Raw genomic sequence first — 16,742 nt, 5'->3', positions numbered from 1 at the left:
GGACGCCTACGTCGCGCTATGACGTACAGCAGAGACGAACGTGGGATCGCCTACGGGACGCGAGTCCTATGGCGACGGAGGCCCCGTAGTAGTCGCCGGAGTCACGCCCGGTCAGGGAGGACGGGAAAGCCGTCCACAGGGCGAAGGGGGCCAGGTGATTCGGACACCGAGACTCGGGAGGTATGCGAAATGCAGAGCGCCGAAACGGTGCTGGGTGTCCTGCGTGAGCGCGGCAGGCGTGGCCTGCTGTGCGATGAACTGTATCGACAGATGTCCAACCCGCAGTTATATCTGCTGGCTTACGGGCGCATCTACGCCAACCACGGTGCGATGACACCTGGAGTCACGAAGGAAACAGTGGACGGCATGTCCCAGCGGAAGATCGGACGCATCATCGATGCGATGCGCCACGAGCGATACCAATTCCGCCCCGTGCGCCGCGTGAACATCCCGAAGAAGAACGGGACAACGCGGCCGCTAGGACTGCCGACATGGTCGGACAAGCTCGTCGGGGAAGTCGTACGCCTTCTACTGGAAGCGTATTACGAGCCGACGTTCTCCAGCCATTCTCACGGGTTTCGGCCCCGGAAGGGACGCCACACCGCATTGCGCGAGGTGGCTCATACCTGGACCGGAACTTCTTGGTTCGTCGAGGGAGATATCGCCGACTGTTTCGGGAGCCTGGACCATGAGGTCCTGCTCTCGATCCTCGGCGAGAAGATCCACGACAACCGCTTCCTTCGGCTGGTGCGCAACATGTTGACGGCCGGATACGTGGAGGACTGGAGGTGGGGAGCCACACTCTTCGGAGCACCGCAAGGTGGAGTGGCCTCCCCGGTCCTGTCCAACATCTACCTGCATAAGTTGGACGAGTTCGTCGAGAAGGTGCTCATTCCGGAATACACCCGAGGGGAACGCCGGGCCCGCAACCCGGAATACCTCGCGGTGGCCAATGCGCTGGCAAGGGCACGCCGGCGTGGCGACAGGGCTGAGGTCCGACGGCTGCGTCAGCAGATGCACAGCTTGCCGAGCTCCGATCCTGACGATCCGGGGTTTAGACGGCTTCGCTATGTCCGCTATGCAGATGACCACCTGCTCGGGTTCACCGGACCGAAGGCCGAGGCCGAGGAAATCAAACAGCGTCTGGCTGAATTCCTGCGTGATGAACTCAAGTTGGAACTCTCCCAGGAAAAGACGCTGATCACTCACGCCAGAACCCAGGCGGCACGGTTTCTCGGCTACGAGATCATAACTCAGCAGAACAGCAGCAAAATTACCGGTGGCCGCCGTGCAGTCAACGGTCAGATTGCGCTGCGTGTCCCACTGGATGTGATCAAGGCCAAAAGCTCCCCGTATCTCGATCGCGGAAAACCCGCGAAACAACCGGCCCTGCTGAATAGCGACGACCACGCTATCGTCGCCACATTCGGGACCATCTATCGGGGAATCGTCCAGTACTACCTGTTGGCCGGTGACGTTCACCGGCTGCACCGCCTGCGATGGGTCATGGAGACCTCGATGCTCAAGACCCTGGCAGGAAAGCACCGTTCAACGGTGACGAAGATGGCAGCGAATACAAGACCACCCTCGAAACACCTAGCGGTCCTCGCGTCGCTTTTGAGGCCCGAATTGAACGGAAGAACAGGAAACCACTGGTCGCACGGTTCGGTGGGATTCCACTCCAACGGAAACGGGCGGCAGAAATTGCCGATCGTGAGCCGGTCCGGGTGGACTATCCGCAGAAGGAACTCGTCGCGAGGCTCCTTGCGGATACCTGCGAGATCTGCGGGAGCAGGGGCAACGTCCAGGTTCACCATGTCCGTGCACTCGCCGACCTCGCACATGCCGGATGGCAGCCTTCTGACTGGGCGCGCGTCATGCTTCACCGACGCCGCAAAACGGTTGTGGCTTGCGACACTTGCCATGACCGAATCCATTCAGAACAGCCTGCTAAACCACTCACGCAGTAGTCACTGGAGAGCCGGATGACAGGAAACCGTCATGTCCGGTTCGGCCGGGAGGCCGTGCGGAAAAGGACTCGCCTTCGGCGGGCACCTCGCTGCGCGGCCCACCCATCGTCCTGGCTGTCCGGCTACCGGCGCCTGTCACCCCGCTACGAGCACCATCCCCGCAACTACCTGGCCTTTCTCGGCCTCGCCGCAGCACTGTGCTGCTACAAACGCCTCCGCCGACTCACCACGTAGGACACGGTCTTAGGCCACGATCCAACGCACGACGTGCTACGTCCTCCAGACGCTGCCGGAGGTCACAGCCAGGTCGCGAAGGGCGGGAGGGCGGCCAGTGTCGGGGAGGCGAGTCTGAGCGATGTCACGAACTCTCGTTCGAGGCTTGTGAGGAGATTCTCCACGTCGTGGTGGGAGCAGGAAATCATCTCCGGGTCAGGGGTCCAGGAGGTGCGCGAGGTGCAGCGCACTTGCGTCGTCTCGCCGTCGGGGGCGAAGGTGACCAGGCGTTCCACGCCCTGTCCGTAGAAGTCGATCTCGGCGTCGAAGCCTTCCCGGAAGTCGTCCAGCGCCTGGGGTACCTGCTCGATCACGGTCGAGAGGTCGTAGGCGACGTCTACGGGCCATTCGTCCTGGCCGAATCCGCTGACCCGGAATCGGCAGTCCGTGGTGGCGAGAAGGCCGCAGGCGTCCATGACCAGCGCGTCGGAGTCCTGGGTGAGGTCGAAGTCCGGTACCAGGTTCCGTGGTCGGGAGGGGGGCACGACGGCCATGCGAAAGTTCATCAGACCATGTCATTTCACGATGGGGAATGCTGTCTTGTATGTCCCGTCCGGCCTCGGCACGAGTCTGGCATGGGTAGCCGGCACGACCTCGCCCGAGGGTGTGATGGCCTGTCCCATTCCCTCGGGCAGAGGGATGTCTCTGACCCCGGCGTGGGGGTCGTGGTTGGCGCGCAGGAAGTCCGCCGCTCGGGAGTCGTCCAGCCATTGGCCTTGGTTGTTCCCGGTGGAGCGGGCTCGGTCCGTCAAGGCCCTGGTGTTCTGGGCTCCAGCGCCGTGCTCGCTGAAGGTGTGTCCGAAGGTGGGGCGGCTCTTCGTAGACCAGTTGAGTGACTCGGTGGGCTTCTTCGGGACCTCCCGTTTCGGTTTTCGTCCACGGCCCGGACCCGTCGGGGCGGCTCCTGCGTCGCTGGTGGCCTCGTTGTAGGCGATGGCCGTGCCGGTGCCGAGGATGCCGGCGGCTACGGCGGCGCCGGCGAGGTTGGCGCTGAGGGCGCCGCCGCCGGTGGCCAGGCCGCCGGTGATGCCGGCCAGGGCCAGGCCGCCGGGTGGGAAGAGGGCGAACAGGCCCGCCGCGAAGAGGGCCAGGCCGAGGTAGAAGAGGAAGTTGTCCAGGGCGGCCAGGAGGGAGGCGCGGTCGGTGTCGACAATGTCGGCATCCAGGGGTGTGCCGATGACACGCAGGTAGAGCAGCCAGCCGCCGGCTATCGCGCCGCCCGTGCCGGCCAACAGGCGCAGGACGAGCGCGGCGACGGGTTCGCCGAGGGGTTGGGCGCGGGTGGGGCGCCAGGCGCGGACGAGAAGGGCGAGCACGACGAGGGTGAAGGTCAGGGACGCGGCGGCGCAGCCGAAGAGGACCCAGGTGCCGGGTGAGCGGGTGAACCACTCGCTCAGGGCATGGGTGGAGGGGAAGTTGCCGGCGGCGAGGTAGAGCAGGGAGGGAAGGGCCAGGAGCAGGGGGATCGTGAGGAGGGGCCAGCGTCGGCGTCGGGCGGCGCGGCGTGCGGCGCGGATGCGGGCGGGGTCCCAGCGGCCGTGCTGGTGGGCGTGGTCGAGCAGTGCGGCGGTCTGGGCAACGGTCTGGCGCAGCGGTTCGACGGTGTGCAGGTCGTCGGTGCGGGTGCGGGCGGCGGCGTACAGCAGGCCGCGACGAGACCGTACGAACCGGGACACGCCGAGCGCGGTGTACGGGAGGTGGTGGTTGCCAGCAGCGATCAGGGCTCCGGCATGGCCCGGGCGTTCGCCGGCCAGCAGGACGCCAGGGACGGTGGCCTTGCCCCACCGCAACGCTCGCCAGTCCACGACGATCGCGCCCAGCAGGCTCACCGTCGCCACGGGGACCAGCAGGTCGTCGGCCCGCCCGACGGCGTCGTAGCCGTTGTTGACCGCCCAGTGGTGCCAGATCGCCGCGCCCAGCGGCGCCACGGCCAGCGCCCGGCTCCACCCACGAGACCGCACCAGCAACCCGACTGCTAGGCCGTCCAGCACGCCCCAGGGTACGTGGCGTACGGTCCCGATCGTGGCGTCGAAGCCCATCCCGATCTCGACCACCCCGGTCGAGGACGGCAACCAGGCAAACAGCACCTCCGCCACGGACGGGTAGTACGCCGCGTTCAGACTCAGGCCCGCCTGGCCCATCCACCCGCCGTCCGGCATGGGCGTCAACGAATTCGGGTCCGGCGGGTTGTTCAGCAGCGTCTCCAACAGCCCGAACCCCGACCCGACCGCCGCACCCAAGACCACCCAGTCCGCCAGACCCCACTGCCGCCGACGCACCCCGAGAACGCAGGCGGCCAACAGCAACGGCACAGCCTTGGCCAACTCCTCGGCCACCGGCGCCACGCTCCGCGACAGAAAGTCGGTGACCTCCTCCGGAACGCCGCCGGCCTCCACCGCGATCCGCCACCAGCCCAGGGAGATCAGCACCACCAACACGCCCGAGCCGTACGCGCCCACCACGAACGCCAACAGCACGGTCGACAGCCGCGTCGCCCGCACCGGCCAAGCCAACACCGCCAACTGCAGCACGCAGTAGACCGCCGCCCCCACCATCACCAGACCCACCGGCACACCCCCAAGTACCCTGCGTGAGCGAGACGTTGCACAACAGCGTAGGGGCTACAACCGCAGGACCGTCAGGAGGCCCCTCCTAAGGGTCCAGGGGATGCCCCGGGCCTTCCTGAGGCACGCCGGTCCTCGCCGAGTTGCGGGTCCACGGCCTCAGTCCCGGCCCATCGCGGGTCGGGCCGTGGACAGTCCCCGGGAGCGGCCCAAGGCCACGGGCAGCCCGTCAGGCGGGCTGCGGCGGGTTCGCACGTGAGGGGGACGGTGTCTACTGTGTGTCGCGCTGGGGGTCTTGTGCGGCTCCTGTGACGGTGAGGATCAGCCCGGGCGCCCTCGGCGACGAGCTGTGATGAACCGATCGTGGTGGCGGGCACGTTGATACACCAAGGAAATCAGAGGGTCGGGCCGGTCGGGGCCCAGCTGGCTGCTTGGCGTGCACGCCGTGGGCTGTCAGTCGCGGAGGTGGCCGCCCGCTGTGGGATGGCCTCGAAGTGGATCGCGGGGTTGGAGTCGGGTGAGGAGTGGCTGGACCGCCGTGGACATCTGACGGCCCTGTCCTCCGCGCTGCGGTTGGATTCGGTTGACCTGACCGGACAGCCCTACCCGCCGGCCGGCCCGGAGCATGCGGTGGCGCGCGCGGTGGCCTTCCATCTGCGGCGCGCGATCGTCGCGGACCTCCCTGCCTCGGCGATGGTGGCGACGGTGGAGGAGCTGGCCGCCCGCACCGACGCGCTGGACGCACTCACGGACAGCGGGGACGAGCAGGGGCTGGCCGAGGCGCTGCCGGAGCTGATCCGCGACGGGGATGCGCTCATGGACGCGGTCCCGATCGGCCAGCGCGACCGAGTGGTCGACCTGCGGGTGGGCGCGCATGTGGCCGCGGCCGGTCTGTTGCGGCGGCTGGGATACCGGGATCTAGCGTGGTTGGTGCTGCATCGGGCCCGGGCAGGCGGGAGCGAACTCGGCGCGGTGCTGGTGGAGGAGGTGCGTCTGCTGCTCGACATGGGTCTGCCGGAGCACGCGCTGACTCGTGCCGATGCTGACGCCAATCTGCCGCTGCTGATCGCCACCGCTCACGCGGTGGCAGGACGCCACGGCGCCGCAGCCCGACTTCTTCGACGAGCTCGGAGTTCGGCGGAGGATGCCGCTGCGGCGGCGCGGGTGACGGTTTGCCAGGTCGTGGTCGCGGTGGAGTGCGGGGAGGTCGAGGAGGCTGCCGAACGCGCCCGGTCGGTGGACAGGTCGGCGCTGGCCCCAGCCGACCTGGTGAGCCTGGCGGTGGCCGCCGCGACAGCAGAAGCCCGCCGGGGGGAGATCGGGCGGGCCGCTGCCTGGCTGCGGGAGGCCGAGGAGATGGCCCCGTTGCGTCTGCGGCTCGACCCCTTCGCGCGGGAACTGCTGGCTGTGCTCCCCTCCCGCGCCAGCAATGCGACGGAGACGGCGGTGCTGGAGCAGATGGCTGGGCGGGCTGGCCGGGGGTGAGATCGGTGAATTCCTGCCACCTCCAGCAGGTTTCGCCCTACGCTACATTCGGGTCACCCGGAGTGAGGCGGCGGCGATGAACGAACCGGAGCGGGCGCGGCGGATCGGCAAACGTGTTCGCTCCCTGCGGCGCCAGCGCGGGATGAGCCTGCGGCAACTGGCCGGGCTCGCAGGCTGCTCGGTCGGGTTCGTGTCCATGGTGGAGAACGGCAAGCGCCTGCTGGACAGCTCCAGCCTGATCGCCGCGTTCGCCGAAGCCCTGCAGGTCTCCCCCGCCGAGGTCACCGGCCAGCCCCACCCGCCAGCGGACCCGCACGCCTCCGCCGCCCACGAGGCGATCCCCGTGCTGCGGTTGACTCTGATGGGCTTGAACCCGGCTCTGACGACGAGCGGACGGCCTGCCGCGCCCCCGGAGGTGTTGGCCGGGAGGGTGGCGGAGGCCAACCGGCTCTACCACGCGGCCGAGTACGGCACGCTGACGGCCGCGCTGCCCCTGCTCCTGGCCGACCTGCACGCCGCCGCAGCAGCGGAACGCGGCACCGGCCGGCGGCGGATGCTGCGGCTGCTGGCCAACGCCTACCACCCGGCCTGCACGCTGCTGCTGAAGAACCTCGGCTACACCGACCTGGCCTTCATCGCCGTCTCCCGAGCCCGGGACGTCATCGCCGAACTCGAGGACCCGGTCTACTCCGCGCTGTCCGGGTTCTTCCAAACCCACGTGCTCCTCTCCGCCGGCAGCCCCACCCAGGCCCTGGCCCGGGCGACCACCGCCATCAACGAGCTGGAACGAAACCTGACCACCCCGGCGGCACACGCCCTCCTGGGCGAGCTCCACCTGATCTCGGCCAGCTCGATCACCCTGGACCGCAAGCGGCCGGGCCGCACCCGGGCGGCGGAGGTCCACGACCACCTCGGCGAAGCCGCCAACCTGGCCACGCGCACCGGCGAGACAAGGGCCTGGCATCTCAACTTCGGCCCCACGAACGTCGGCATCCACAAGGTCAGCCTGAACACCGACCTCGGCCTGCACACCGCCGCCGTGAACGCGGGCAGCGACGTGCGTCCCCAGAGGCTGGACGCCCCCGGACGTCAGGCCGCCTTCCACACCGACCTGGGCAGGTCACTCGCCCACCTGCGCGGACGCGAGGCCGAAGCGGTGGCCGCGCTGCTGCAAGCCGAACGCATTGCCCCACAACGCGTCCACTCCGCCGCACTCGCACGCGAGATCGTCGGCTACCTCCTCGACCGGCAACTGCCCGCCCACGCCGCACGGAATCTTCGGGGCCTGGCGCACCGCATGGGCCTGGTCCTCTAACGCCCCGACGGTCCGCTGCCGGAGCCCTTCCGCCGCGTGGGTTCACCACGGTGAACACCACTGGGTTACCCACCTCCTACCGTCAGTGACGTACTGGTTACGGCGCGCCGGGGAGGAGGTAGGTCCGCATGTCCGTCGGCGAACGCCACGTCTTTCGGGTGCTGTCCATCAGCGAGCACGTTCCGCTGGCTCGCCGGGAGACGGTCAGGGTGCTCTCTGGCTGGGGGATCGACCCGCAACTGCTCGATGCGGCGTCGCTGATCATCACCGAGTTGGTCACCAACGTCGTCCGCCATGCCGCGGTGCTCTCGCCGACCGCGACGGTCACGCTCGCCAGGGATCCGGAAGCGCTGTGGCTGTCGGTCGCGGACGCTCACCCCTTCCGGCCCGCTCCCCTGCCGGCTCCTCACGCCGAGGGCGGGTGGGGCTTGGCCGTGGTGGCGGCCCTGGCGAGCGAGGCCGGCGGCAGCCACGAGGTGGTCGCCGACGAGTTCGGCGGCGGCAAGCGGATCCTCGTTCGGCTGCCCCTGCTGGCCACGGCCAAAGCGGTCTGCTGACCCGGCACCGCCCCATCGGAAACGAGGGAGACTCACGGATGCTCGAATCGGTCGGCCACCTGCACCAGGTGGCCGCGCAGTGGAAGTTCAACCCCGAGGATGTCCTGCTGATCGCGCTCAACGCCTGCGGGGCGCGTTCGCCACTTCCCAAGCCCCGCATGCGTTTCAGGCTCCGCCTGGACTCTCGTCCGGATGAACCGCTGTACCTGATCCTGGCGTTGGGCCGGTCCGACTCACCGTTCGAGCTGGACGAGAACGAGCTACGGCTGGGCGGGGTCAAGGTCGGTCGGGTCGACGGCATCGAGGACGACGACGCCGTGCTCGGCTACTGGCGCGGCGGACGGCGGATGCTGACGCTCAACTCCAACGCCCGCTCACAGTGCACCGGCTGCGTCTTCTGCCCCAACACCCTGGAAGACGCCTCCGACCCGAAGATCAAGGCGCTGGACCTCACCGGCTACCTGAGCACGCTCGCCGCGACCTCCGGCATGGCCGACCTCTCGTCGGTCACCACGGTCACGGTCTGCACCGGCTGCTTCCTGCACGAGCACCTGTCCCTAGAGCATCTCGCCGAAGTCCGCGCGGCGATGGCCGCCAACGGATGCGTGGGCAAGCTCCACTTCCTGTCCTCGGTGCTCACGACAGGCGACGGGCTGGACGCCGCCGCCCGGCTGGGACCGTTTCACCTGACGCTGACCGCGGAGTGCTTCACCGGTCGGCCGCAGATCCTCAAGGAGTCCAAGGCCAAGCTCACCCCCGAGCAGATGGTGTCCGTGCTGGGCGAGGCGAAGGAACGAGGGATCACCACCGACTTCACCTACATCATCGGGCTGGACCCGATCGAGGAGGCGATCGAGCACCTGAGACGGTTCGTCCCGGTCACCACGACGTTCCCGCGGTTCCAGACGTACCAGGCCCACAACGCCTTCATGGACGTCTACCGCGCCCCCGGGTCCGAACGGATCGAGTGGCACCTGACCATGCGCCGCGGCCTGGAGGAACTCTTCGGCCCCACGAGGCTGCGTCCGGCGTGGTGGCAGAACTACCGCAGCCCCTGGTGCTTCAGCTTCGCCGACGAGGACCTGACGGGGGCGAGGATCTGATGGGCACCCTGGTCCCGGTGGCCCAGCCGGCCGGCCACGAGTCCGGGTCGGTGGTACGGGCTGTCCGCGCCTGGCGGCTCGCCGGCCAGCCGGAAGGGCTGCCGAGTGGCCTGCCACAGGAGATCTCCGACGCGGCCGTGGCTCCGGCCGGCCCTGCCTGGGCCGAGCACCGGGAGCGTTTCGCGCTGGAGCTGGTGGGCGAGGGCGCCTCCGGCTGGCATGCCCCGGTCTCCGGTCCGGTCTGGCGGGTGATCGCCGAGGACCTGGCTGGCGGGCTGATCGGGCACGACGCCGCCGCTCCCCGCCGTCTTCCGCATCGCCCGGCCACCGGCCGCCACCGCACGGGTGCGCACGCCCGGGCCGCGGCCTCGGCCGTCGAGCTGGCCTGTTGGGACCTGGCTTCGTACGCGTCCGGTCGAGCCGTGGGGGAACTGCTGGGCGGTCAGGTCCGTTCGCGCGTTCCGGCTTACGCGTCGGCGCTGGGGCTGAACCCCGCGCACCCTGCGGCGCCGGCCGCGGCGGCCTGGATCGCGCGGGCCGGGTTCTGGGGCCAGAAGTGGCCGCTGACCAAGGAGTTGATCGCGGCGGGTCCGCATGCGATGGCCAGGGTGCTGGGGGCATTACGGCAGGCGGCCGGCGAGGGCCGGTTCATGGTCGACGGGCTGGGCCGCTGCCGGGTGGACGAGGCGTTGCGGCTGCTCCCGGTGCTGGCGGACCTGCGGGTCGCCTTCGCCGAGGAGCTGGTGGCGCCGGGGACCTGGGGCTGGCAGCGGCTGCGCGCTGTGGGTGGGGCGGTGCCGATGGCCGCGGGCGAGCACGCGGCCGACGAGGGCGAACAGGTCAGGCTGCTGGCAGGGGAAGCGGTGGACGCCTGGCAGCCCGACCCGGGATGGTCCGGCGGACTCACGCGGTCGCTGCACACCACCGACCTGGCCTGGAACCTGGGCATCCCGACGTTCCCTCACGGCGCTCATCTCCCGGCCGCGCTGGCGCTGGCCGCCGCCTGCTGCCGGGATGCCGTCCCGGCGGTCGAGTACCACCTGACCGTGGAGCCGCTGCGGCAGCAGATCTACGCGGCTCCCCTCGCCGTCACCGCTGGACACCTGCCGGCCCGCATCGCGCCTGGTCTGGCAGGGCCGCTTGCCCGGGTGGACACCGCCCCGGTCGGGGAGGCGATGGCCTCGTGACCACGGCAAGAAACGCGACCAGGAGCACGGCAAGGGGGATGGTCTCGGGCACGTCCACGAGACGGAGCGCGTACCTGGAACACTGGGCGGAAGTTCGCGGGCTCTGCTTCGATCTGGGCGGCACGCTGGTCCAACCGGACAGCCTCCCGACCACGGGCCAGGTCGCGCTGGTGCTGGGCATCTCCCTGTCGACCACGCGAGCGGTGATGGAGGAGGGCGCGAAGCGTCGCCGGATCGCCCCCGGCCAGCTCGCCCGCGAGCTGGCTGCCGGATTCCGCCGGCCGGCCCTGGCCGGGCGTCTGGAGAAAGTGCTGCTCCAAGCCCGGGGCCGGGCGGCCAGGCCGGAGCTCTTCGAAGAGGCGGAGGGCGTCCTGAGGCTGCTCAGGAGTCGCGGGTTCGGCCTGTTCGCACTGACCAACTCCCTCGGCTCCTCCATCCCCGACCGCCCGGCGCCCTTCACCAAGCTGTTGGACGGGGTCGTCTACTCCGCGGACTGCGGAGCCGTGAAGCCCGAGCGGGCGGCGTTCGCCGCCGTCGAGAGGCTCTCCGGGCTGTCCGGGCCGGAGCTGCTGCACGTGGGGGACTCACTCCGGGCCGATGTCGCCGGGGCACTGGCGGCTGGTTGGCAGGCGGCCTATCTGAGCCGCTCCACCGCGACCGGGCCTGCCGGGCCGCTCCCGGAGGCGGCCGTGCTGATCCGCACGCTGGCCGCCCTCCCCGTTCTGTTGCCCGCCCGTCCCGCACTGCGGCGGGCTTCCCCGGAAGGAGGGGCTCGGCCGTGATGGATCACAGCGCGGATTCCGAGCATGTCCTGGAGTCTCTGTCCACGTCGGTTCCGCTGTTCGACCCAAGCAGCCTGCCCCTGAAGGGCTGGTGCACCGGGAGTCGGGAGGACCCGCTGACAGGACTGATCGCCTTCCCCGACTTCCACAGCAGCCTGCCGCGCGAGTTGGCCGCCACCCTGACCGGGGGCGGCATGGCAGGTCTCGCGATCGGCGACGTCGACGGGCTCAAGCAGCACGTCGAGCAGGCCAACGCGACCGACCCCGACTGCTACGGACACCTCGCGGGCAACAAGGTGATGGCCCGGCTCGGAGCGGTCACCAGGGAGTGGTTCCGTCAGCAGTCCTTCGCCGCCGGCTGCGCGGCCACCTTCGGTGGGGACGAGGTCATCATCGCCGCCGCGATCGGCTCCCCGGCCACCTTCCTGCGCAGCGTCGCCGACCTGCGTGACCGGCTAGCCGCCGCACTGCCCTGCGCGGTGTCCTTCGCGCTGGCCATCGTCGCCGCCGGTCATCTGCCGGCGAGGCGGGAGGGCAACCGGTGGAAGCACGCCTTCACCGACGGGCTGCTGGCGGCGGTGGATCGCTGCCTGTTCACCCACAAGGCCGCCCGCCGGGCCGAGGGTGGGCGGGGCGGCACGATCGCCGCCACCGCGATCCCCGCCACCGACGGTGCGGACGTTTCCGCCGCGCTGCTGCCGCTGCCGGACGGTGCGGAGACGCTGCATGTGCTGGCCCGCCCCACCTCGTTGGCCGGCCGGACGGCGCTGCTGCTGCCCTGCGCCGGTCCCGCCGGACTGCGCGGGCGACGCGTCCGCGTCTCCTACCCCGAGGTGGGGGCGAGGACCGAGGTCGTGGTTGCTCTGAACGGGCAGGCCGCCATCCCCGCCGTCGCACAGCCTGAGCCGACCGGCCCCCTCCCGCTGGCGCTGCGGGCCATCCGGCCGCCCGCCGTGCGCGGCGTCCCCGGCGACCTGGCCGCCGCGTTGGAGCGGGCGGGCCTGGACTGGGCGGTGCTGCCCGCCCACGAACAGACCCAGATGCTCCACCTGATCACCGAATCGGCCACCGAGACCATCCGCGCCGCCCGCATCACCGCCGTCATCGACGCGGTCGCCACGCACCACGCCCATCCCCGGAGCCACCCATGACCCTCTCCCCACCAGCGTCCAACGTGGCCGCCGCGTCGACGAGCCTCCCAGACTGGGCCGGGGCGGCGGCCCAGGCCGTCACCCACGTCCCGGACGCGGCGGTCGACGCCTGCTGGCGGGCGTCGACCTACCTGTCGGCGGCTCAGCTCTACCTGGCCGACAATCCCCGACTGGCCCGCCCCCTGCGCCGGCAAGACGTGAAGCAGGCGCCGCGCGGCCACTGGGGGGTCTGTCCGCCGGTGAGCTGGATGCTGGCCCACCTCGGCCCCATCACCGCCCACCGCCCGCGCGGGGCCGAGCTACTGGTCCTCCATGGCGCCGGGCACGCCGGCCCCGCCGCGCTGGCCCACGCGTACCTGAGCGGCGCCCTGGACCTAACCGGTGCCGGGCCGGGATGGTCGATGCCCGCCCTACGGGAGTTGATCGAGGGCTTCCCTCACACGCAGCGGTTCGGCGGGGAGATCACGCCTCTCATCCCCGGCGTCCGGTACACGGGCGGGCAGCTGGGCCCCGCCCTGGCCGTCGCCCAGGGCATGGTGCTGGACGCCCCGCACCGGCTGGTCATTCCGCTGATCGGGGACGGCGAGCTGGAGACGGGGGCGACCGCGGCGGCCTGGCTCGCCCGCCGAGCCCTGGCCGGCAGCGGCCAGCACGGGGCGGTGCTACCCGTGGTGTTGGCCAACGGTCAGCGCATGGGCGGCCCCTCACTGCTGGCGGGCATGAGTCAAGACGAGGTGCGCGGCTACTTCACCGGTCTGGGCTACGCCCCGTTGCTCCACGATGGCGCCGACCTGCGGAGCTTCCGCGAGCTGCTGGCCGACGCGCTGGCCCGGCTGCGTCCGCTCGGCGAACCCGGCCGGCAGCCGGTGATCGTGCTGACGATGCCCAAGGGTCACACAGGCCCGAGAGCGGTCGCCGGCCGCCGCATCGCCGGCACTCCCGCCGTCCACAAGACGCCGCTGACCAATCCTCGGGATCACGACGAGGAGTTCGCGGCGCTGGCCGCGTGGCTCGCCTCCTACCGGCCCGCCGAGCTGCTCACCGTCCAGGGGCGGCCCTCCGCCGAAGTGCGGCTCGCCCTGCCCAGCCGCCGGCCGCAGCCAGCTCCCGTCAGCGAGGCGCCGCCGCCCAGGGCCCTGGGCGGGGAACCGTGGCATCAGATCAGCGCGGTCATAGGCGAACGCGCCGCCGCCGGGGACTTCCGGCTGTTCAGCCCCGACGAGATCGCCTCCAACCGCCTGCACCTCGCCGAGGCCGGCGACCGCGCCCTGCCGCCCTGGGCGGTCGAAATCCTGAACGAGGAGATCTGCCACGGCTGGCTTCAGGGCTACACCGAGACCGGCCGGGACGCGCTGCTGGCCACGTACGAGGCGTTCGCCGCCATCAACGCCAGCCTGCTGGCCCAGCACCTCAAGCACCGCCGCCTGGCCTACCGCGCCGGTGGCAGCGGCCTGCCCAACATCAACTACCTGATCACCTCCTTGGGCTGGCGCAACACCTACACCCACCAGCACCCCGGGCTGGTCGGCAGCCTGCTGGAGCTCGAAGACGGTTTCGTGCACGTCTACACTCCCGCCGACGCCACCCGGGCCGCCGCCGTACTCGCCGCGATGCTCACCGGCCGCGACCGCGTCAACCTGCTGATCACCGACAAGCACCTGGGCCCCACATTCCCGCCCGGCCCGTTCCGCGACGAGCTCACCGAAGGCGCCGCGATCTGGCCCCACCTCTCCTACCGTGGTCGCCCCGACCTCGTCCTCGCCTCCGCCGGAGACGTCCCCGCCCGGGAGCTCACCGCCGCCGCCCAGACGCTGCGCACGACCAGGCCGGACGTCCGGTTCCGCTACGTGCACATCAATGATCTCGCCGTCCTCGGCCCCGCGCCGCAGTGGCCCTACGGCCTGCGCGAACGGACCTTCACCCGCCTGTTCGGCGCCGACACTCCCGTCCTGCTGGCCGTCCCCACCTACACGGCGGCCGTTCGCGCGTTGCTCGCCGCGCGCGGCCAAGCCGACCGGTTCACCGTCATCGGCTACCGCGACCCCGGTCGTCCCACCACGCCGACGGACCTGCTCGAGCACTGCGGCATGTCGGCGTCGACCCTCTCAGCCCAGGCCACCCTCATGTTCAAGGAGCACAGCCGATGCCACTGAACGAACGCGACGCCGCATCCGCGCCCGACCCCAACATGCTTGCCGCGTTCGATCGCGACGGCTATGTCATCCTCCGCGACGCCCTCATCCCCTCCTGGCGCGAGATGGCCGCAGACGCCGCGAGGCGGCTGCTGGAGTCAGGCCGTACCGCCGGGCGGGACCGAAGTGCGGACGGCAAGGACGGCTTCCGCGGCATCGTCGCCATGAACGACACCTTTCTCCCGCTCGTCGCGAATCCGAGGGTGCTGCCTACGGTGGTCGCTCTGCTCAGCCCGGATCTCCGTCTGATGTCCAGCAACCTCATTCATCTGCCCTCCATCCCGACCGGCGGCACGCGCACCATCCGCGTCCCCTTCCGTCACGGTTGGCACCGCGACATGTCGGCCGCCACGAGGGACCTTGGCCCCGACCGCATCCCGAGGCTGGCGATCAAGGCCGCCTACTTCCTCACCGACTCCGCCGCCGACGCCGGCATCACCATGATCGTCCCCGGCAGCCACACCCGCACCGGCCCCGTCACCGTTCCTGATGGCGCGATCGATCCACTCGACGCCATCACCCCCGACGTAGGCCCCTGCGACGCGATGCTGTTCGAAAACCGCACCTGGCACGCGGGCGGCCTGAACACCTCCGGCCACCCCCGTCTGGCGATCATGATGCAATACGGCTACCGCTGGCTCGCGCCCGTGGACGACCCCGCCCCGGAACTCCTCCGGCGCGACGAGCTCACCGACGTCGAGCGCCAGCTGCTGGGCGCCCCCGACCGCAACCCCGACGGCTCCGTCGCCCACGAAGGCGCCGGCGCGGAGCCGCTAGGGGAATGGTGGCAACGCCTGACGCCCGACCCGGCCCGTCCCTGACACCCGCAATGGCCCTGTACACCCTCCGTCACACGAAACACTGGACCCATGCCCCCGTACACGCCCTCCGAGCTCTTCGCCTCCACCGCCCCCTACTACGCCCGCTTCCGACCGGGCTACCACCCGGCCCTCTACGAGCTCCTCGCCGAGCGCTTCGGCCTCGACGGCACCCAGCGCATCCTGGACCTGGGCACCGGCACCGGCACCCTCGCCCTCCCCCTCGCCGCACACGCCGCCGAGGTGATCGCCGTCGATCCCGAACCGGGGATGCTCGACGAGGGCCGCAAACTCACCGCCGAACGCGGGATCACCAACGTCGACTGGCGGATGGGCGACTCCACCGCCCTCCCGGCCCTGCACATCGGGCCCGTGCTGCTGACCGTGATGGGCGCCAGCTTCCACTGGATGAACCGCCACCAGGTCCTGCGCGACCTCGACCAGATCATCCAGCCAACCGGCGCGGTCGTCCTCGCCTCCGGCGGCGCCCCCGGCGACCTCAAGCCCGCCCCCTGGCTCGACGTAGTTGCCGAGGTCCGCACCCGCTACCTCGGCCCCGAGCGCCGCGCCGGCTCCAGCACCTACACCCACCCCAGCGAGCGCCACCAGGACGTCCTCGCGAACAGCCCGTTCCCGCACATCGAGACAACGCACTGGGACCGCACCCTCACCCGAGACGTGGACCAAGTGGTCGGCTACGTCTTCAGCCTCTCCTACTCCAGCCCCGCCCAGCTCGGCGACGCGAAGGACGCCTTCGAACGCGACCTCCGCACCGCGCTCCTCGACTTCAACCCCGAGGGTCGCTTCGAGGAGACCATCCGCACCGAAGCGATCATCGCCACCCGGGAGGACGAAAGCCAGACGGGAGATGCTGCATCTTCGTAGTTCTCATAGCCGTGACCGTCCGGACCACCACCGTTCGCTGGGCAGTCTCCCGCTGCCGCATCGTCCTGCTCGTCATGGGCGTGGGCCAGATCAGCCGGGCCGTATCCTTCGGCGCCCAGCCGCCAACGGAATCGCCGGGCCTTGCCCCAGCGCCCAGTCTTTGTCGGGGGCGGACCGACAGCGTATGAGAGGTCACGCTGGCGGCCGACCATGCCGTGGCTGGTGCGAGGCTGACCGATGGAGGTAAGTCACCACCGCCACCACCACCCGGGGCGGGAGCCAGTCAGGCGTTCCCAAGCGTCGCATTGTTCCTTCCACTGAGCGTCAGCCTTAAGTAGCTGTTGTCGTTCCGATCGTGAGGGTTGTGCGTCGAACGAGAGTCTCGATCGGGTGGTCGCAGCTGGCGGCGGGCATGAAGACAGGGCCTCTTGGTAGCTCGGGGTTGCGAAGCCAACCGAGA

Annotated in this window: 12 protein-coding genes and 2 pseudogenes; 12 read left to right on the top strand and 2 right to left on the bottom strand. The window is 70.4% G+C overall.

The window, feature by feature from the left end; all coding sequences use genetic code 11:
* The first annotated feature begins 189 nt into the window (after positions 1 to 189).
* Positions 190 to 1,970, top strand: a pseudogene (locus ABGB06_RS36335) (reverse transcriptase domain-containing protein).
* A gap of 108 nt (positions 1,971 to 2,078) precedes the next feature.
* Positions 2,079 to 2,204, top strand: a pseudogene (locus ABGB06_RS36330) (IS5/IS1182 family transposase); the annotation flags it as partial.
* 62 nt (positions 2,205 to 2,266) lie between these two features.
* On the opposite strand, the gene ABGB06_RS36325 reads toward ABGB06_RS36330, so the two are convergent.
* Positions 2,267 to 2,749, bottom strand: coding sequence for a hypothetical protein (locus ABGB06_RS36325; RefSeq protein WP_347598858.1), 483 nt, complete (start codon positions 2,747 to 2,749; stop codon positions 2,267 to 2,269).
* 9 nt (positions 2,750 to 2,758) lie between these two features.
* On the bottom strand, positions 2,759 to 4,810 hold the full coding sequence (locus ABGB06_RS36320; RefSeq protein ID WP_347598855.1) for a PrsW family glutamic-type intramembrane protease: 2,052 nt from the start codon (positions 4,808 to 4,810) through the stop codon (positions 2,759 to 2,761).
* 360 nt (positions 4,811 to 5,170) lie between these two features.
* Between ABGB06_RS36320 and ABGB06_RS36315 the strand changes: the two genes are divergently transcribed.
* The 10 genes from ABGB06_RS36315 (at position 5,171) to ABGB06_RS36270 (ending at position 16,282) form a co-directional block, all read left to right on the top strand.
* Entirely contained in the window at positions 5,171 to 6,292 is a 1,122-nt protein-coding gene (locus ABGB06_RS36315) for a helix-turn-helix domain-containing protein (protein WP_347598852.1), read from the top strand.
* 76 nt (positions 6,293 to 6,368) lie between these two features.
* Positions 6,369 to 7,607, top strand: coding sequence for a helix-turn-helix domain-containing protein (locus tag ABGB06_RS36310; protein ID WP_347598849.1), 1,239 nt, complete (start codon positions 6,369 to 6,371; stop codon positions 7,605 to 7,607).
* Positions 7,608 to 7,735: 128 nt separating this feature from the next.
* Positions 7,736 to 8,164: an ATP-binding protein gene (locus ABGB06_RS36305; protein ID WP_347598846.1), complete on the top strand. Its 429-nt coding sequence runs from the start codon at positions 7,736 to 7,738 to the stop codon at positions 8,162 to 8,164.
* A gap of 38 nt (positions 8,165 to 8,202) precedes the next feature.
* Positions 8,203 to 9,267 (top strand): radical SAM protein, encoded by a 1,065-nt coding sequence (locus ABGB06_RS36300; protein ID WP_347598835.1) that lies wholly within the window; start codon positions 8,203 to 8,205, stop codon positions 9,265 to 9,267.
* Positions 9,267 to 10,454, top strand: a complete 1,188-nt coding sequence (locus ABGB06_RS36295) for an enolase C-terminal domain-like protein (protein WP_347598830.1) — start codon at positions 9,267 to 9,269, stop codon at positions 10,452 to 10,454. The genes ABGB06_RS36300 and ABGB06_RS36295 overlap by 1 nt, the downstream gene beginning before the upstream one ends.
* Complete coding sequence (locus tag ABGB06_RS36290; RefSeq protein ID WP_347598827.1) at positions 10,451 to 11,236, top strand: HAD family hydrolase; 786 nt, start codon at positions 10,451 to 10,453, stop codon at positions 11,234 to 11,236. The genes ABGB06_RS36295 and ABGB06_RS36290 overlap by 4 nt, the downstream gene beginning before the upstream one ends.
* The gene (locus ABGB06_RS36285) at positions 11,236 to 12,387 is read left to right on the top strand and encodes a GGDEF domain-containing protein (protein ID WP_347598929.1); all 1,152 of its coding nucleotides are present in this window, start codon (positions 11,236 to 11,238) and stop codon (positions 12,385 to 12,387) included. The genes ABGB06_RS36290 and ABGB06_RS36285 overlap by 1 nt, the downstream gene beginning before the upstream one ends.
* Positions 12,384 to 14,540, top strand: coding sequence for a phosphoketolase (locus tag ABGB06_RS36280; protein WP_347598824.1), 2,157 nt, complete (start codon positions 12,384 to 12,386; stop codon positions 14,538 to 14,540). Before ABGB06_RS36285 ends, ABGB06_RS36280 begins: the two co-directional genes overlap by 4 nt.
* A complete protein-coding gene (locus ABGB06_RS36275; RefSeq protein WP_347598821.1) occupies positions 14,531 to 15,400 on the top strand; it encodes a phytanoyl-CoA dioxygenase family protein in 870 nt (289 codons plus the stop codon). The genes ABGB06_RS36280 and ABGB06_RS36275 overlap by 10 nt, the downstream gene beginning before the upstream one ends.
* Before the next feature lie 48 nt (positions 15,401 to 15,448).
* Positions 15,449 to 16,282: a class I SAM-dependent methyltransferase gene (locus tag ABGB06_RS36270; protein WP_347598818.1), complete on the top strand. Its 834-nt coding sequence runs from the start codon at positions 15,449 to 15,451 to the stop codon at positions 16,280 to 16,282.
* Positions 16,283 to 16,742: the final 460 nt, after the last annotated feature.

The sequence above is a fragment of the Streptomyces sp. B6B3 genome (assembly GCF_039871525.1).
In the GTDB taxonomy this organism is placed as follows: Bacteria; Actinomycetota; Actinomycetes; order Streptomycetales; family Streptomycetaceae; genus Streptomyces.
The sequence above is the reverse complement of the archived record's forward strand: the minus strand, read 5'-3'. Positions and strand labels throughout refer to the sequence as shown.